Annotated in this window: 13 protein-coding genes; 7 read left to right on the plus strand and 6 right to left on the minus strand. The window is 38.7% G+C overall.

The features are described from left to right. Window positions 1-20: 20 nt before the first annotated feature. The 6 genes from FW778_RS04755 to FW778_RS04780 form a co-directional block, all read right to left on the minus strand. Window positions 21-3239 (minus strand): SusC/RagA family TonB-linked outer membrane protein, encoded by a 3219-nt coding sequence (locus FW778_RS04755; RefSeq protein ID WP_150413458.1) that lies wholly within the window; start codon window positions 3237-3239, stop codon window positions 21-23. A 658-nt stretch (window positions 3240-3897) separates the two neighbouring features. Continuing rightward, window positions 3898-4194, minus strand: a complete 297-nt coding sequence (locus FW778_RS23685) for an integrase core domain-containing protein (protein WP_150413459.1) — start codon at window positions 4192-4194, stop codon at window positions 3898-3900. Next, window positions 4163-4558 (minus strand): hypothetical protein, encoded by a 396-nt coding sequence (locus FW778_RS04765; protein ID WP_150413461.1) that lies wholly within the window; start codon window positions 4556-4558, stop codon window positions 4163-4165. Before FW778_RS04765 ends, FW778_RS23685 begins: the two co-directional genes overlap by 32 nt. 149 nt (window positions 4559-4707) lie before the next feature. Next, window positions 4708-5262: a transposase gene (locus tag FW778_RS04770; protein ID WP_150413463.1), complete on the minus strand. Its 555-nt coding sequence runs from the start codon at window positions 5260-5262 to the stop codon at window positions 4708-4710. Between the two features lie 262 nt (window positions 5263-5524). Beyond that, window positions 5525-7621 (minus strand): ComEA family DNA-binding protein, encoded by a 2097-nt coding sequence (locus tag FW778_RS04775; RefSeq protein WP_150413465.1) that lies wholly within the window; start codon window positions 7619-7621, stop codon window positions 5525-5527. After that, a complete protein-coding gene (locus tag FW778_RS04780) occupies window positions 7608-8441 on the minus strand; it encodes a PorV/PorQ family protein (RefSeq protein WP_150413467.1) in 834 nt (277 codons plus the stop codon). Before FW778_RS04780 ends, FW778_RS04775 begins: the two co-directional genes overlap by 14 nt. Before the next feature lie 104 nt (window positions 8442-8545). Between FW778_RS04780 and FW778_RS04785 the strand changes: the two genes are divergently transcribed. From FW778_RS04785 to FW778_RS04815, 7 genes are all read left to right on the plus strand, one after another. Continuing rightward, the gene (locus FW778_RS04785) at window positions 8546-9421 is read left to right on the plus strand and encodes a bifunctional 5,10-methylenetetrahydrofolate dehydrogenase/5,10-methenyltetrahydrofolate cyclohydrolase (protein ID WP_150413468.1); all 876 of its coding nucleotides are present in this window, start codon (window positions 8546-8548) and stop codon (window positions 9419-9421) included. A gap of 35 nt (window positions 9422-9456) precedes the next feature. Next, window positions 9457-10083 (plus strand): 7-carboxy-7-deazaguanine synthase QueE, encoded by a 627-nt coding sequence (locus FW778_RS04790; RefSeq protein ID WP_235906021.1) that lies wholly within the window; start codon window positions 9457-9459, stop codon window positions 10081-10083. Window positions 10084-10219: 136 nt separating this feature from the next. Further along, window positions 10220-12187: an OmpA family protein gene (locus FW778_RS04795; RefSeq protein WP_235906022.1), complete on the plus strand. Its 1968-nt coding sequence runs from the start codon at window positions 10220-10222 to the stop codon at window positions 12185-12187. Window positions 12188-12219: 32 nt separating this feature from the next. Continuing rightward, entirely contained in the window at window positions 12220-13323 is a 1104-nt protein-coding gene (gene dprA, locus FW778_RS04800; RefSeq protein WP_150413472.1) for a DNA-processing protein DprA, read from the plus strand. An 86-nt stretch (window positions 13324-13409) separates the two neighbouring features. Next, window positions 13410-14897, plus strand: coding sequence for an IMP dehydrogenase (guaB, locus tag FW778_RS04805; RefSeq protein WP_150413474.1), 1488 nt, complete (start codon window positions 13410-13412; stop codon window positions 14895-14897). 68 nt (window positions 14898-14965) lie between these two features. After that, window positions 14966-16147 (plus strand): Lnb N-terminal periplasmic domain-containing protein, encoded by a 1182-nt coding sequence (locus tag FW778_RS04810; RefSeq protein ID WP_150413476.1) that lies wholly within the window; start codon window positions 14966-14968, stop codon window positions 16145-16147. Beyond that, window positions 16144-16947: an alpha/beta fold hydrolase gene (locus FW778_RS04815; protein ID WP_150413477.1), complete on the plus strand. Its 804-nt coding sequence runs from the start codon at window positions 16144-16146 to the stop codon at window positions 16945-16947. Before FW778_RS04810 ends, FW778_RS04815 begins: the two co-directional genes overlap by 4 nt. The last annotated feature ends 45 nt before the right edge of the window (window positions 16948-16992 follow it).

Here is a 16992-nt window from a genome sequence, read left to right on the forward strand (position 1 = left end):
TTTTCAATTAACTGTTTTATTTAAAATGTGATATTAACATTGGCGCCAAAAATACGGCTCGGCGGATTCTGATTAATATCAGTTGTACCAATAGCATTTCCGGTAGTATTGGCAAATTCAGGATCGGTCCAAACATTTTCCTTAGCCTTAAACGTAAATAGATTACGTCCAACAAGGGCTATAGAAAGTTGCTTTATAAATGAGTTATTGCCCAATATCTTTTTGGGAACTACATAGGAAAGAGATACTTCGCGTATTTTCCAGAAGTCTGCACTATTGATATAAGTGCTTCCTGTATTATTCCATAAGCTCGCCCAAAAATCATTGTTCCCATTCCTAGTTACGACATCGGTATTTTGTACATATTTACCCGTACCATCATTGTAAGATGAATTAGGAACCACAAACGGCTGGCGGCCGCTTTGAGTGGAATACCATGAAACCCCGGTAAAATCTAACGCATTTCCAATGCTATTATAAATTACGGCGCCAAATCTGCCTTCAGCTAAAACAGATAAGGTTAATCCTTTATAGCTTATGCTGGTATGCACGCCCAGGCTGTAAGGCGGATTTGATGTTCCAAAAGTGGATAAAGAGTCATTAACCGTTGGAAAGCCAGAGTTTTTATCTACGATAATTCGTCCCTGAGGATCTCTTTTCCAGTCAGTTACTTTTATTTGGGGAAATGCGGCTCCTTTTACTACGTACTCGTTCGCAAATCCAGGTAAAGGAAAGTTGTCAATGCCGGGATAAAGGGAGATAATTTTATTTTCGTTGTAGGAGAAGTTTGCGCCTATATCCCATCTAAGCCCTGCTGTAGTATTAACTGGGGTAAGATTAAGGTCAACCTCAACACCCTTATTCTGCATCTCCCCGCTATTTAGCAAAGCAGAGGTAAAGCCCGTTGCAGCGCTTACCTGTACCGGTAATGTTTGATTGTTGGTATTAGTTTGGTAAACCGCAGCAGTTAATGTTGCCCTGTTTTTTAAAAAACCGAGTTCTAAGCCTATCTCCTTTTCGGTAGTAAATTCAGGTTTTAATAAAGCGTTATTAAGTGCGTTTGATACAGTAAACCCAGACGTACCTCCGTAAGGAAAATTAGGAGCGCTATTAAATACATTGTCCAAACTATAAGGACCGACACTAACGTTACCTGTTTTGCCAATTGCTGCTCTTAATTTTCCATAACTTAAAAAGTTATTATTTTTTAACCCTGGTATTGCATCGGTGAACACAAAGGAAATATCACCCGCAGGGTAACTATAACTTCTTAGTTTAGGAGCTAATCTTGAATCCCAGTCATTACGGAACGACCCATGCACAAATAGATAATCATGATAACCTAAAAGCAGGTCTGCAAATGCTCCATTCTTTCTAACTTGTTGCAAATTCTCGTAATAGCCGGGTGTACCTACCACATTGGAAATATTAAAAAAATCTGGTATGCCTAGTTGAACTGCTGAAAGGTTTATATCCCGTTGTGTATTATCAAATGTTGTTGCACCCAAAGTTAGTTTTGTTGAAAAATCTTTAAAATCTTTATTGAAATTAGCCAGCACCTGGCCAGATAACTGTTGATTATACTCAAAGGCATCATAATCTGCAGAAGGCATATCTGTTGTGCTTCTTCCAGAGCCATATACATCAGCTTTAGCCCAGTCAGCAAATTTGAATGCTTTGCTTGTAAATTTCTGAGTAAGGTCAAAACGGGTAATTGCTGCCGTAGCTGAAAGGTTAAACCAATCGGTAACTTTAAAGTTTAAATTTAAATTTCCAATTAAAGTATTTCTTTTGCTGTCAAACCTGGACTCATCGATTTGCCACCATGGGTTGCCGTAGTAAGCATTGAAATAACCGTTTGGATTAGCGAATGGATCTGTTTGCCAGTTCCTGTAATCTCTTAAATCTATACTGGCAGGTGTATTAAGTATAGTCCAGTAAACAGCTCTGTTTTGGAAATAAGAGCCCCCGAATGTTCCCCCGCCCCCATTAACACCAAATGCGCCAGGTGTTGTGTTTGAGTGCTGAACTGTATAGTCAGCCGCATAATTGATAGTTAACCTGCCAAAATCCCTCGATCCGTTTAATCTAAACGCGTCCCGGTGATTTTTATCTTTAGGGATAGTCCCTGCAATGTCAACATCCTGTACACTCAGGAAAAATTTACTCTTGTCATCTCCGCCTGAGATAGACAACTCATTTTGTTCAGTTATGCCCTTATTGAAAAATCCCAATTTAGCACCCGGTACCGCAGAGTAGGTACCGTGTTTTAAAGAATCAAAATAAGTGCCATCAGCATTATAGAATCTCACAGGTGCCCCAATTGTGATAGGGGCGCCATTATACCTCGGTCCATAATTTTGATTTTCGTAGGGTACATAGGGAACAAAAGGATTCTCGGGAAAATATTCAATTCCAGGGTATTGAGCAGGATCATACTCGCCGCCGAACTGTCCAAATGAATTTTGGAGTTTGGGCAAAAAAGCGATTTCCTGTATCTCTGTTGTATTACTGTAAGTAATCTGTGGTTTTCCGCTCGTTCCCTTCTTCGTGGTAACAATAATAACACCGTTTGAACCATCGGAACCATAAATAGCTGAAGCACTACCCCCTTTTAATATTGAAATATTATCAATATCATTTGGGTTCAATTGAGCCAGAATGGTACCTCCTTGGTCTCTGGCCATTACGACATTATCAATTACAATAAGGGCCTGGTTATTTCCAAGAATAGACCTGTTACCTCTCAAGGTAATTCTTGTATCCTGGTTAACACTACTGTTTACATTAGAAATCAACAGCCCGGAAACCTTTCCAGAAAGCCCGGTTGCAATGTTGGTTACTTTCCCCTGGGTAAGTTCTTTATTATCGATTTTTGCGACCGACGTACCTAAGGATTTGGGTTGACGCCTAATACCGTAACCTGTAATAGTCACAGTACTTAATTCTGTACTGTTTCTTTTCAAAGTAACACTGGCAACATCTCCTGTGGGTGTTGCTTTGGCTCCATTAAAACCGGTCGCCGTAAAAGTTAACGAACCACTACCTCTCATTTTAATGGTAAAATTACCGTTCGCGTCTGCAGTAGTAGCATTCCGGGTACCTGTTTCGGTAACTGTTGCAAAAGGAACAGGAGCTCCTGAATCGTCCTTTACACTACCAGATACGGTATGGGTTTGGGCAAATGCCAATACCCCGCTGAGCATAAGCAAAGCAAATAACATTAGAAATTTTCTCATGTGTGTTTTTAGTTTTATGAATTCACAAATATATGTTTCTTATAAAAAGAATCAAAAAAATGTTAATTAATGAAAATTTCACATTTATATAAAATCAGGACAGGTATTAAATATATTCCGCTGCTTCTACTAAAATTTTTTTTGTGGTTAAATAAGCTTTTGAACGGTACAGAAATTATCGACTATTAAAAATGTCTAATATCTGGCTGCTGGGAATTGCGGGAACGAAAGAAGAGTACGAATTGGTACTTAAGATCGCCACCCTCCCGTAAATTAGTTTGGCCATTAAAGAGCTTTCGAAATTATCAACCTACCTGGGCGTCGATACAAGCAAACTCTAATTCCAGTTCGGCCTGCTCCCGTTTGTAACAATAAAAACCTACTGTCTCGTCCTGAAATAGCTATACAGGTGAGTTAATAAATCCTAAGTTAACTATACAAGCCTTACTATTAATCCTAAAAGTCCTGTACAGTCGATTTTTCAAAAGATAAAGTCTTCATAAGTTTTACCGTAAAAAAGAGTCGGTCACTTGCTCTGTGAGGGGAGCTGTTCCCGCCTCTTTTTTACTACTCTCTGATGGTTTAATACTTCTTTTGCTGGGATAGGTTTTCCACCACTTTTTCAACACTCCTTGCCGCTGGTGCGCCTGCTCAGGTGTCAAGCGTCACAACTATCGTGAGGACGTTCTTCATTATAAGCACGGATACTGGATTTAATCCGTTCAAAGGTGGCCCCCCAGCCAAATCGACTCTCATAGAGACTAAATTCCTCCTTAATAATCCCATTGACCCGTTCTGCCACGGCGTTTTCTCTCGGATCTCCATTGTGCGTCATACTGATACCAATGGCATGGTTTACCAATATTTCTACATAGGCGCTACAGCAATATTGCGTGCCCCTGTCAGAATGATGGATCAGCGAACTACCAGGATAATGACGACTCCTTAATGCCATTTGCAACGCATCTACACAGCCTTGTGCCGATAAATCCGGGCGAAAACAAAATCCCCATTATCTTATGTGAATAAGCATCGGTAATCAGCGATAAATAGCCCCACTGGTTGACCAAACGGATATAGGTAATATCACTGACCCATAACTGCTCCGGACCATTTACTACTAATTCCCCGGTCAGGTTAGTGTATTTGCGCAACCAATGACGCGAGTTGGTTGTAATTACCTTCCTTTTACGCCAACGAATCAATAGCTTATGATCACTCAGCAATGCAAATAGATAATCCCTGCCAATCTCAATACCATGGTCTTTCAAAAGAGGCTCCAGCTTAAAATGTAATTTACGGGTTCCTAGTCGAGGCAATGTTTGCCTGATCTGATGTACATGCTGTAAAATAATATCGTCTTCCAGGCGCTCTTTCGAACGCCGCCGTTGATGGTCATAAATAGCTCCCCGGCTCTTGCCAAACAGTCTACATAATCTTTCCAGACCTACCTTAGGAAAGTCATGCTTCATTTTCCAGACTGCCTGGCTCCATGCTTTTTTCTGATATCAATTTTAAGTTGTTGCTCCGCTACATCGATGAGGGTATTGAGGGCAGCTATTTTTAACTGCGCTTCTGCCAGTTGCTGCCGTAACTGCTGCACTTGCTCACTGTTCATACTAGCTGGTTGTTCTGTCTTTTTTTTATTCAAGGTTTCCTGATTGCAACTACCAAGTTCAGCATTTTCTGCGGCAAACTCCTTTTCCCAGTTCTGAATGGCTTTAACGCTTATCTGATAGGCGATGGCCGCTTCCTTGTAGTTTAAGCCCTCTGACTTGATAGCCCTGACTATACTGCGTTTATCCTGCACCGAAAAATTCCTGCGCTTCGTCTTAACATGCCTAAAGCCAGGATCTGTTAACCACCGCCTTACACTCTGCTTGTTTAAATTATACTTTGTACATGCTGCCTGAAACGGCAAGCCCTCTTCAATTTCCTTAGTCACTTCTACGATAAAGCGACGATCATAATTGCCTTTAGCATGATAACGGCCTTCTTGAGGCAATCCTTCCAATTGTTCCATACACTGTTGTTTTAGTGTATAGTTTTTTTAGGACGAGACAGTTCATTCATGAACGAGATGGGAAGAAAGCAAGGATTTGTCTACTAATAAACGGAAAGAAATTTGAATATTTCAAAAGCTTCAAGAAAGCGTATGTGGGTAACCCTCAAACATTTAATTATTTAATAAATACGGCAAGCCGCGGCTGCCAAAAACAAGAGATTTGTTTAAAATTAATAATGGGGGCATATCGCAACGCGGGAACTAAAGAAGTATAGCCTACTCAGAAAGTCCAGATTGCCTGTAAAGTAATTTCGGATTTTGCGTTTCCTTTAATAAGATCGAGCCCGGTGCCGATCTCAGTTTTGCCCGGGTAAATGGTCTGTGCAAATCTTCCCCATACCGTTAGCTTTTTTCCCAAATCATAATTAAAATTCAGGTAATAACGGTAGCCTTTATCATAAAAAACCGGGATAGAATAACCGTACAGGACATCACTTTCATAAGCGTACAAACGGCTGTTATATCCATCCGTTTTAAAATATTGTATCCTTATATTGCCGGAAAACCTTTTGAATGCCGGCTTATATAACACGTCGGTATAAACAAGAAAACCACTTTCTGCGTCTTTAGCCTTTTTATCAAACCATGATACTTCAACACGTGACCTGAAAGTAAATGCAGCATTTAACTTATAAGAAAATTGTGTTCTTACATCCCGCTTTGGTTTTGCGATTACAGGGTTTAATACGGCACCACCCGGGTTATAATTTATTGCCTTTTTTTCGGAACGGTATCTTGTACCAATTTCCACCTGCTTATTAGGGGTATAGGTCAACTGAATAAGGTAGTCGCTTCCCGAAGAAGGTGCATCCTCCCTGAATTTAAGCCACGGAAAATGATAGAAATCTGCATAAGCATTGATTCGAAGATACGATACCGGAGCCATTGAAATACCTGCATAGAAACCACTTTCATTGGTAGGATAGGTGCTTTCTGTAAAGGCATTCGTATAAAGTGATTGGTATCCCCGGGAAATCTTTCGATATAATAAACTCATATCAACATGCGGATCAACGCTCATCAATATGCCATTGATAAAAGCCTTATCCATCCCTTCATCGGTAGCGGCTTCGCCAAAAAAATGCATGTTCTTATACGTATAACTATAATCCAGGCTATAGTTGCCCGCGGTTTTACCTGACAATGCATAGGCATTATATAAATAAGGTGGTTTTAAAATAGTATGCTCAAAATTATAGTGAACCGCATTTGCTCCTATATGTAAGCGATCGGTGGAGTAAGCGAGGTTTCCACCGAGGGTTAGTTGACCCTGCGAATTCTTATCAGAAACTTCGCTGGCGGTTCGATGATATCCTGAAGTTTGTAATGAAGAAACGAAATCTTCAAAATTCAAAGTGTCCTGAATAAAATTGGCATCTACTTTACGATAACTTGCAAAACCAGTGCCTTCCCAATTGTTCTTCTGCAGGGTAATACCTATACCCCGGTTAAAATTTATTTCACCTGCAGAATTATAAGGCCTCAAAACATCGGACTGGCGTTTAATATTTAATACATCAGCCCCTTTTTTAAAAGCTAACCCGCCCCATTGTGTGAGTCCCTGGCCAAGATTCACTGTGAAATCCCCGAGCGCGAGTGACTTTATTATTCCAAGGTTTCTAATAAAAAAATGGGCGGAATAATAATCGAACCCAGCCTTCTGCCCACCTTTAAAAAATTGTTCGCCTGCATCTTTCTCTGCCGTAACGCCATATTGCAAAAGATTTTTAAAAGAATATTTATACCGAACTAAAAGGCGTTGTGGGCTACCTAGATAAAAATTAGTTGCCGTAGAATTATCCAGTAAATATCCCCTGGATTTTTCCAATACCCGTATAGCCCTCATCAAAAAAGTATTTCTGCCTTTCTGCAAACGGCTACCAATGCTATTAAAGACATCGGCTTTACTGTTAATAGCAACATACGGCCTGATGCGTCTGATTAAATCAACATCCCAGCCTGGAACAGCCTGAAGTTCATAAATACTTAAAAAATTTCCAAGCAACTTTCTATACAATAATAAATTACTTATTTGGATAGGTGATAGTATTTTAAGTTCTTTTAATTGCCCGTCATCTGCATAATTTAAATTAACAGGATCCTTAATAAATTGGACTAATTCCTGCATATAAGCATCATCTTCCGTTGTTTCATCATCATTCACTTCTGTAAGATTTTCTAACTGTTGTTCCACAAACGGAGGTGGCTCCGTTGGGTCGGGCGGGTTTATTTGCGCATAGCTGCGTGCCGGTGCAAGAGATAATACCAAATAGCTTATTACAGGTAATAAGCGCTGTATGCAATTACTTCTTTTCAATTTCTTTTGATTTGAAATTTACCAGTAGCATTAAACCGGGACTCAACCCAAGCTGAGGATGATAACTTGCACTCACATCAAGCCTGATATCCTTCCAACTTATACCTGCACCTGCATAGGGAGATTCATTCGCAGAATTTACTCCAACTCTCACAAAAAATTGTTTTTGGAAATTATACTGCACGCCTGCATTTATACTTACCCGCAAATCTTCCGGCTTCACAATTTCAGCACTTACCAAAAAACTTTCCGATGGCTCGTACCCTATACCAAACGTATAAATGGAACTTAATTTTTCATTACTTGTTTTTGATAAGTTTCCTCCCACAGGATTATAAAAATGTATACCGGCATTTAATTTATCAGCAAGATGAGCAATGGCTCCTATTTCAAAATTTACTGCAGAAGATCCGTGGTAAGCGGGTATCCTAAAAGAATAATAATTAAATTTTATTCCTAAATCAAGTTTATTGCCGAGGCTTCTTGCATACGCAAGGCCAATTTGTGATTCATTATAGTCTTTAAATCCAAAATAGTCAATTTGAATCCCAAAATTTCCCTGGGTAGTTGGCACCGCAAACACTGCTGAATACATATTGGTGGCATTCAATAAAAATCTATTTTCTCCGTAAACACCGGTAACAGGATTTTTTATTTGTGCAAGAGCGGCCTGGTTTGCTGTAAGCGAAAATCCATCGACATGGTGAGTACTGTAGGCACCCAAACCTATATAAGATGCGGCTACAGGTGTTCTAAGAGATTGACCACTAAGGCTGGAATTGAATACGATGATCGAAAAGAGTAGGTAAAGTTTTCTCACAGTAAAGTTTTGGTATCTGGTAATAAATATAATAATTAAAATTAAAATCTGTTTGCCCGCACAAAAAATAATATTAAGTAAACACATGTAGTTAATTTTGCGCCATGCAAATATTAGATGGAAAACTGGCAGCAATTGCTATTAAAGAGATGCTGAAAAATAAAATCTCAGAATTAAAAATTTCCGGGAAAAAGATACCGCACCTTGCCGCTATTCTTATTGGTAATAATCCGGCAAGTGAAACTTATGTAGCATCCAAAGTAAAAAGCTGCAATGAGGTTGGTATTACTTCTACATTATTACGATTCGATGATTCTATCCCGGAACAAGATCTTCTACACAGCATCCGGGAATTAAACGATAATGATGATATAGACGGAATTTTGGTGCAGCTTCCATTACCAAAAAGTATTTCTGAAGAAAAAGTTATCAATACAATTTCATCCGAAAAAGATGTGGATGGCTTTCACCCGATTAACGTAGGTAAAATGGTGTTGGAGCTACCCACATTTATTTCAGCAACTCCTTACGGAATTATTCTATTGCTTCAACATTATAAAATTGAAACTACAGGTAGATACGTTGTGGTTATTGGAAGAAGCAATATTGTAGGTACTCCTATAAGTATTTTATTAAGCAGGAATACTGCATATGGCAATTCAACCGTTACCCTTTGCCATTCACGAACAAAAAATCTGAAAGAAATATGCCTGCAGGCCGATATAGTTATTGCAGCTATTGGAAAGCCAAAATTTGTAACAGCGGATATGGTAAAAGAAGATGCGGTGGTTATAGATGTTGGAATTAACCGCATAAAAGATGAAACAAAAAAAAGCGGGTATGCGTTAACGGGAGATGTAGATTTTGAAAACGTAGCGCCTAAATGCAGTTATATTTCACCGGTGCCGGGCGGTGTTGGGCTAATGACTATTGCGGCATTGCTGATGAATACTTATAACGCCTGTAAACAAAAGCATTAATTGTTTAACCGCTCTTTGTTTAATTAAATATTTAAATGATTACTGATAAAATTTTAGATACAACAACTTCTCTTCCTGTAATGGAATCCTTTTATACCTTACAAGGCGAAGGCTTTCACCAGGGAAAAGCCGCTTATTTCATAAGGCTTGCAGGCTGTGATGTGGGTTGTGTTTGGTGCGATGTGAAGGAAAGCTGGGATAAAAATTTATATCCTGAACAAAGCATTGAACAAATTGTAAAAGACGCAAAAAAAAATGCCGGCAGATTAGCGGTAATTACAGGTGGCGAACCAACCATGTACCAACTGAATAATCTTACAAAATTATTGCACCGCGAAGGGTTTTTAACGAATATTGAAACATCCGGTTCACACCCGCTTAGTGGCACATGGGATTGGATCTGCCTTTCGCCAAAAAAGTTTAAGCCCCCGTTACCCGCTATTTTAAAGAAGGCAAATGAGTTGAAGATTATCATATTTAATAAATCTGATTTTGCCTGGGCGGCAAAATATGCGGGTTTGGTATCTCCCGGTTGCAAACTTTATCTTCAGCCTGAATGGGATAAAGCCGCAATTGTAACTCCTTTAATTATTGATTACATCAAAGAAAATCCCAAGTGGGAACTTTCATTGCAAATTCATAAATACATCAATGTACCTTGATAACAACGTACGATGTGGGATGTAAGATGTACGATGTTGGAAAAGACATCACGCTTATATTTTGTTAACAGGATATTACATAATTCCAATAGAATTCTTATTAATTTTATTAATGCTGAATAATAAAAAAAGGATTTTGATAAATAAATTTTCAATCACATCGTGCTTCAAACAAAGTACTTCGTATATCATAATTATATCGTTTATCCTACTCTTCACTTCGTGCGTTGTGAGTGCCCAATGGTATGACCCTGAAAAAGTTGATCATAACGCCAATACTATTTACTCATTAGCTTTAAATAAAGCCCAAAATGATGATTATCCTACGGCCATAAAAATGATTAATGAAGCAATAAAGATTGAACCGAAATTCGTTGATGCTTACCTCTCACTGGCAGGCATAAACGCAAACATGAAAAACTATACCGAATCTGTAAATCAGTTTGAAAAAGCATTTTCATTAGACTCAGTTTATACTTACAATTACCTGCTTCCTTATTCCATCTCATTAGCGGGCACGGGTCGTTTTAATGATGCGCTGAATGCAGTGAATAAATTTCTTTTAGATACAACTATTAATGACAGAAGCCGGAAAGCAGGTGAATTCAGGAAGGGAACATACCAGTTTGCTATTGATTATGCTAACACGCATCCCGGAAAAAATTATGTGTTTAACCCAAAGAATCTGGGTGACAGCATTAATACCACTAACCTCGAATATTTTCCTTCCCTTACCATTGATGGAAAGAAGCTCATTTTTACTGAAAGAATTAACGGCAATGAGGATTTTTATGAAAGCGATTTAAACGATAAAGGCGTGTGGGGAAAAGCTTATCCATTACCGGGAAATATCAATTCCACAACGTTCAACGAAGGAGCGCAAAATATTTCGCAGGACGGCAAATGGTTAATTTTTACCGGTTGCAATTTTCCTGAAGGCCTTGGCAGTTGCGACCTGTATATTTCTTATTTAACCAAAACCGGATGGAGCGAACCTCAAAACCTTGGGCCTAATGTAAATTCAGAATTTTGGGAATCAACCCCATCGCTTTCTCCTGATAAAAGAGATCTTTATTTCAGCAGTAATGTTCCCGGAGGTTTTGGTGGCAAAGATATCTGGGTCTGCCATCGCGATGAAAATGGAAAATGGGGAGAGCCGCTCAATCTTGGTCCGGATATAAATACGGCAGGAGATGAAAGCACTCCTTTTATTCATGCAGACAACCAGACTTTGTATTTTAACTCCAACGGGCACGAATGCTACAGCGAAAAGCCCGACATCTTTGTTACAAGAAAATTGCCCAATGGAAAATGGAGTAAGCCGGAGAACTTAGGCTACCCGGTTAATACTATTGACGATGAAGGCTCTTTAGTTGTTGCATCTGATGGTAAAACCGCTTATTATTCCAGCGACCGCAGCGATACGAAAGGCGGCCTTGATATTTATACTTTTCAATTGCGTCAGGACATTCGCCCGCTTAAAACATTATGGGTTAAGGGCCAGGTTTATGATAAAAAAACAAAACAAGGTTTGCCATCTTCAGTTGAACTAACGGATATAAATACTCGACAATTAATAAGTAAGTTACAAACTGATGAAGATGGAAATTATTTGGTAACGTTACCTGTAGGAAAAGATTATGCGTTTAACGTTCAACGTAAGGGCTATTTATTTTATTCTGAAAATTATAATATAAGTTCAACGGCGCCTGATTCTACATTCCTGGCCGATATTCCGCTGCAGCCAATTGAAGCAAACGCAAGCATCATTTTAAAAAATGTTTTTTTCGATACAAAAAGAACAGAGTTAAAACCAGAATCAATTACGGAGCTGGATAATGTTGTACGGCTGATGAATGAAAATCCAAAAATAAAAATTGTCATCAGCGGGTATACCGATAATGTTGGTAAACCTTCGGATAATCTTTCACTTTCAAAAGGCCGTGCCGTAGCAGTTGTAAATTATCTTTTAGGCAAAGGCGTAAATAGTGCAAGATTAAGTTTCCGCGGATTGGGAGAAACAAATCCTGTGGCAGATAATAAAACCGAAGAAGGACGGGCTTTGAACAGGCGAACAGAATTGAGTATTGTTTCAGTTGAATAATTTTTTTTATTATTGTTGACATATCTATTTATTTGTCAGCAGAACTTAAATATCAAATAGCGCTTACGCTCGTACCCAACATTGGTGATATACACGCTAAGGCGCTAATCAATCACTTCGGTAATGCGGAAGCTATTTTTTCAGCCAGGAAAAAAAACCTGGAAATTCTGGAAGGTATCGGAACAGTACGGGCGAATTCTATCAAGGCATTCAATGACTTTTCAAAGGCTGAGCGGGAAATTGATTTCATAAAAAAATATAAAATTACTCCCCTCTTCATTACAGATAAAAATTATCCTAAACGATTATTGAATTGCTACGATAGTCCCGCCATGTTATATTTTAAAGGAAATGCAGATCTGAATTCCCCAAAAATTATTGCCGTTGTTGGTACAAGAAATAATAACGAATACGGCAAAACAATTTGTGAAAAACTCATTGAAGATCTTGCAGGCGAAGAGGTAATGGTTATTAGCGGTCTCGCATTTGGAATAGACAGCATTGCACATAAGGCATCAATTAAAAATAACCTGAAAACAATTGGTGTGCTCGCACATGGGCTCGATAGAATTTATCCTTCTCAAAATTCCGGTCTTGCAAAACAAATGATTTCTAATGGTGGGTTACTTACTGAGTTTAGAAGTTTTACTAAACCCGACCGCCAGAATTTTCCCTCCAGGAACAGGATTGTGGCAGGAATAAGCGATGCAATCATTGTTGTTGAAACCGGTGTTAAAGGTGGCTCACTTATAACTGCAGAATTAGGTAACGGTTATAATAAAGATGTATTCGCTTTTCCCGGAAGAATCAATGACAGTAAAAGCGAAGGCTGCAATTTCCTGATTAAAAATAATAAAGCCGCTTTAATTACCTGTGGTAATGATATTCTCGAGAATATGGGTTGGAAAAAGAAAAAAGAAATTTCTGTGAAGAAACAAAGAGAGCTATTTATTGAGCTTACCCCGGATGAAAAGACGGTGGTAAATATTTTAAATCAACAGGAACAAATTCATATTGACGAGCTTTTCCTAAAGAGTAAACTTTCGAGTAGTGCTGTTGCTGCTGCATTGCTAATGCTGGAAATGCAGGGAGTTGTTATTTCACTGCCTGGAAAAATTTATAAAATAACCCCCTGAATCCATAAAAAGGGTTTTAAAAACTTTGGATAAAAATATTTTTTTGTTCCCCTTTAGGGGTTAGGGGTGTTTCCTTATCTTTGCACATGGCTACAATAAATAACGCTTCGGCTGCTTCCAAAAAATTTTTCGGTGAAGGACTAACATTCGATGATGTGCTGCTTATGCCTGCTTACAGCGATGTATTACCGCGGGATGTTATTACTAAAACACATCTTACAAAAACACTCTCTTTAAATATTCCGATGCTTAGTGCCGCGATGGATACTGTTACAGAAGCATCACTTGCAATAGCGCTCGCCCGCGAAGGGGGATTAGGTATTTTGCATAAAAACATGAGCATCGAAAACCAGGCTGCGCAGGTGAGAAAAGTGAAACGAAGTGAGAGTGGTTTAATTTTAGATCCAATTACGCTGAGCATAGACGCAACTATTGCTGACGCACTAAAACTCATGAAAGAAAATAAAATAGGTGGTATTCCTATTGTTGATAATACAGGAAAACTGGTGGGAATATTAACTAACCGCGACTTAAGATTTGAAGATAATTTCAGTCGCAAGGTGAGCGAATTAATGACCAAAGAAAATCTTATCATAGCACCAGAAGGAACTGATCTGAAAAAAGCGCAATCCATTTTAAGGAAGTATAAAATTGAAAAACTTCCCGTCGTAAACAAGGCAGGAATTTTAAAAGGGCTTATCACCTACAGGGATATTTTGCAGGTGCATAATCATCCGCACGCTACTAAAGATTCTTTCGGCAGGTTACTGGTGGGAGCTGGTGTGGGAATTACAAAAGATATAGGCGACAGAGTGTATGCCTTACAGCAGGTAGGCGTAGACGTTATATGCCTCGATAGTGCACACGGTCATACTAAGGGAGTTATAGATGCCCTGAAAAAAATAAAGAAAGATTTTAAAAATATTGAAGTCATTGCCGGCAATATCGCAACCGGCAACGGGGCAAAAGCATTAGCCGAAGCGGGAGCAGATGCCGTTAAAGTGGGTATAGGACCAGGTTCAATTTGCACAACACGTATAGTAGCGGGAGCAGGTGTACCCCAAATAACTGCTTTAATGGAAGTTTCTGCTGCTTTAAAAAATAAGGAAACCGGCATAATAGCTGATGGCGGAATCAGGTATACAGGTGATATGGTAAAAGCCATTGCAGCAGGCGCAGATTGTGTAATGATGGGCGGTGTTTTTGCCGGAACCGAAGAAAGCCCGGGCGAAACAATTATTTATGAAGGAAGAAAATTTAAACAATACAGGGGCATGGGTTCTTTGGGTGCCATGGCACAAGGCAGCAGCGACCGGTATTTTCAAAATGGAGATGAGCAGGCTAAAAAATTTGTTCCTGAAGGCATTGAAGGCCGGGTTGCATATAAAGGTTTCTTAAGTGAAGTGGTTCACCAGTTTACCGGGGGCCTTCGTGCAGGCATGGGTTATTGTGGCGCGAAGGATATTGGTTCTCTTCAAAAAGCAACATTTATAAAAATTACCAATGCAGGCATGAGAGAAAGTCATGCTCACGATATTGAAATAACCAGGGAAGCTCCAAATTATAGCCGGTAGGCCTCTTCAGCTGTCGCGGAGAAGGAGTTCAACACGTCAATTATATCTAAGTCCTATAACAAAATTTAATGACAATTATCAAATTTAGAATTGCGTTAGTCCTTATTGTTCTTTCACTTTTCTTTTCTTCAAACACCTTTTCGCAGGACGATTCGTGCCATTTGCGCATAAGCATTTTAACATGCGCACCCGGAGAAGAATTATATTCCACATTCGGACACAGTGCCGTTCGGGTAACCGACAGCGTTAGTCATAATGATATAGTATATAATTACGGCACTTTCAATTTTGATGAGCCCGGGTTTTATACAAAATTTATTCGAGGCAAGCTTTCCTTCTATTTATCTACTGATGACTTTGAATCTTTTATAGAAGAGTACCGCGAGGAAAAAAGAGATATAACTGAACAGGTTTTGAATTTAACCTGTGCTGAAAAATATAATGTGGTATTGCTGCTCCAGGCCAATATGCTTCCTGCTAACAGAACTTACAAATACGATTTCACATTTGACAACTGCACAACAAGGCTGCGGGATCTTATCGAAAAATCTGCGGATACTTCTCTTCATTTCAAGAATGTGCTGCATACGAAAAAAACTTTTCGCGATCTTATCTATAAATATCTCGATAAAAATGATAAACAATGGAGCAAGCTGGGTATTGATATTTTATTGGGAAAGCCCACCGATGCAGTAATGAAACCACGTGAGGTAATGTTTTTACCAGATTATCTTCTCGAAACTTTTGATAGTACCACAATCGATTCCAGGCCATTGGTTAAGCAAAAGCAACCCATACTTGAATTAAATATTCCGCCCGTTACCGTAAATTATTTCATCCACCCGCTTTTTATATTCTCATGCATTTTTGTATTGATTGTTTTGCTGAGTTTTTCTAAAAATACATTTATAAAAAGAGTATTGATAGCATTCGATGGCTTTATGTTCTTTATTACCGGCCTGCTTGGAATATTATTAATTTTTATGTGGTTTGGCACCGACCATCTCATGTGTAAGGACAATTTTAATTTGCTTTGGGCATGGCCCACAAATATTATAGCAGCATTTTATATTCATTCTAAAAAAAGGCCCGGCACAAAATATTTCATGATCTATGCAATATTCAACCTGGTGCTTTTTGGCTGTTGGTTTTTTTTATCCCAACATTTAAATCCGTCTTTAATACCGGTGATCGCTATTTTAATCTTTAGAAGTATTTTATATATTTCGAGAGGAAAAAGTTATTCATGAAGCATATAATTTTTCAGAATAAAAAAATATTTTATAACACTGCAGGCAATGGAAAACCGGTAATGCTATTGCATGGTTTTGCTGAAGATGGCAATATATGGAAATACCAGTTTAAAAAATTAAAAGAAAAATTTTTTGTAATTGTTCCTGATCTTCCCGGCAGCGGTGCATCCGAAATGCCGGATGGAGAGATATCTATTGAGGATTGTGCTGAAGTGGTAAAAGCGATTGCTGATGCGGAATTGGTTAGTACAAACGAAAACCAGTTTACATTAATCGGGCATAGCATGGGCGGATACGTTGCGCTTGCCTTCGCTGACAAATATCCCGGATGCTTAAATGCATTGGGTCTTTTCCATTCAACTGCTTATGCAGATGATGATGCAAAAAAAGAAATAAGAAAAAAAGGTATAGAATTCATTACCAACAACGGGGCAGCCTCATTTTTAAGAACCACCACTCCTAATTTATTTTCAGAAAAAACAAAAAAGAATTCACCGGAGCTTATCGAAAACCTGGTCGCCAGTTCTAAATACTTTTCCTCTGAAGCGCTTATTCAATATTATAGAGCGATGATGAAGAGGCCTGATCGTACCCACGTTTTACAGTCATTTAAAAAGCCTGTTCTTTTTCTTATTGGTAAAAATGATAATTCCGTTCCCCTCAAAGCCTCCATGGAACAATGTTATTTGCCTGCTATTGCATACATTAAATTATTCCGCAATTCAGGACACATGGGCATGTGGGAAGAAAGAAAAGCTGCCAATACTTTTTTACTCGGGTCTTTGAAGCAGTTATAGTATCCGGCATCGCGTAGATTTACTAAAATTGCTTTAATTAAGACG

Origin of the sequence: Ginsengibacter hankyongi (genome assembly GCF_008710285.1) — a bacterium.
GTDB lineage: Bacteria > Bacteroidota > Bacteroidia > Chitinophagales > Chitinophagaceae > Ginsengibacter > Ginsengibacter hankyongi.